1 protein-coding gene is annotated in these 2,148 nt (G+C 76.0%); it reads right to left on the bottom strand.

Annotated features, from left to right (window positions below):
- Window positions 1–141 precede the first annotated feature (141 nt).
- Window positions 142–2,148, bottom strand: a 2,007-nt coding sequence (locus tag DZG00_RS14895; protein ID WP_147360043.1) for a serine hydrolase domain-containing protein, incomplete at its 5' end; no start/stop codon positions are given.

Consider the following 2,148-nt stretch of genomic DNA (forward strand, 5'->3'; position numbering starts at 1 on the left):
GGGCGAGCCCGGTGCGGATCCGGTCGGCGAGCACGCCCCGCGGTCGGGCGACGCCGAGCGCGGCCGCGTCGACGGCGGGAGCGGGCGTCGGGTGGGTCACGCTCCGAGCATGGCAGGCGGGGAGGCCGCCCTCGTCGCGCATCAGTAGCTCACGCTCGGCGCGAGCAGCCGGAAGCCGACCGCGAAGGCGGCGACGGCGACCAGCGCGACGACCACGAGGATCCGGCCGACGACGATCCACGCCCCGCGCCGGGTGCGCACGGCCTGCCAGGCGGCGAGCGCGGCGGGGATCACCGCGAGGGCGCCGAGCAGCTGCAGCCCCTGCAGGGTGCGGAGCGTGGTGGCGGGGACGTCGACGAAGGAGATCGCCTGCACGGCCGCGATGGACCAGCCGACGAGCGCCAGGAGCGTCACGGCCTGCCCGATGCGGGACAGCAGGTGGGCGCGGCTGCGGCGGGGGCGCGGCACGGCGGCGACGGCGGCGTCCGCGCGGGCGGCCCGGCGTCGGCCGATCCCGGCGATCGCGGTGGCCGGCCACACGACGACGGAGACGAGGAGCACGGCGACGGACACCAGCAGCACGGGCATCACCGTGGACGCGACCTGCCAGGGCGCGGCGCGCAGCATCGTGAAGGACGCGCCCCAGGAGATCGCGTCGACCGGTCCGCCGTCTGCGGAGGCGCGGGTCGCGAGCACGGCGTCGCCGCCGACCTCGCGCCACAGGTCGTCGCCCGCCTTCTCGTACACGCCGGTGGTGACGCCGAGCGGCTTCGGGGTGACGGCGATGGTGCCGTCGGCGCGCGGGACGACCTGGGTCTGGCCGGTGAGGGCGAGGAGCGCGCCGGGGTTGGAGAAGGGCGAGCGGGAGGAGATCCACGTGCCGGCGAGCTCGGCCGCGGCCTCGGGGTCGCCCACGGGGGCGGTGGATGCGGCATCGGCGGACGCGTCGCGGAGGTACCGGTCGGCGAAGCCCTGCAGCACGGTCGTGCGCAGCTCGAGGGTGTCGACGGCGTCGCGGCCGTTGCCGTTGAAGGTCACGAAGATGCCGGCGTCGCTGTCCGGGAACATGCGCATCGCCGAGTGGAAGACGTTCGTGTCGCCGTCGTGGCCGAACGCCGGGACGCCGGGCGTGCTGTCGTCGAAGAAGCCGAGGTCCATGCGCTGGCCGGCGGCGAGGGTGCCGAGCTGGTCGGCGTCGAGGGCGGGGCGGTGCATCTCCGCGAGGGTGGCGGGATCCAGCAGCGCCTGGTCCTCGGGCAGGTCGCCGAGGTGGCCGAGCATGAAGCGGGCCATGTCGGACGCCGTGGCCGAGAGCGCGCCGGCGGGCGCGGCGTTCACGACCTCGACCGGGTAGGACGGCTGGGAGTCGTCGGGGTAGCCCTTCGCGAGCCGGTCGGCGAGGTCGCCGGGCAGCGGCTGCGCGAACGACGACGAGGTCATCCCGGCGCGGTCGAGCACCTCCTGCTGCAGGAGGTCGACGAACGGCTCCCCGCCCACGCGCTCGGCGACGTAGCCGGCGAGGCTCGCGCCGTAGTTGGAGTACGCGGGGGTGGTGCCGGGCGCGAACACCTGGGCGGGCGGATCCGTGCGCATCACGTCGCCGAGGTCGCGCTCGCTGCCGGCGACGCCGATGAGGCCCGTGATGACCTCCTCGAACCCGGCCGTGTGGGTGAGCAGGTTCCGCAGCGTGACGGGGCCCTTCGGGGTGTCGAGGTCGAAGTCGAGGTACTGCTGCACGTCGGCGTCGAGGTCGAGGCGGCCCTCCTCGACGAGCTGCATGACGGCGGTGGCGGAGACCACCTTGCTCACGGAGCCGACGCGGAAGAGCGTGTCGTCGGGATCCACCGGGCGGGCCGGGGAGCCCTCGGTGCCGGTGTCGGCGAGGCCGTAGCCGCGGGAGGTGAGCACCTGCCCATCGGCGACGACGGAGACGGCGGCGCCGGGGATCCCGGTGGTCTGCAGCGCGGATCCCAGGACGCCGTCGAGCCAGGTGTCGACGTCGGCCTGCGTGAGGTCGTGGCCGCCGGGCTGGTGCTGCGGCGGGGCGGGGGGCGGCGGATCCGCGGGGGTCGCCGTGGTGGCGGCGCCCGCGGCGAGCGGGATGGCGAGGGCCAGGGCGAGCGCGCCGACGGTCGCGGCGAGGCGACG

Source organism: Clavibacter lycopersici (genome assembly GCF_003576405.1).
GTDB lineage: Bacteria > Actinomycetota > Actinomycetes > Actinomycetales > Microbacteriaceae > Clavibacter > Clavibacter lycopersici.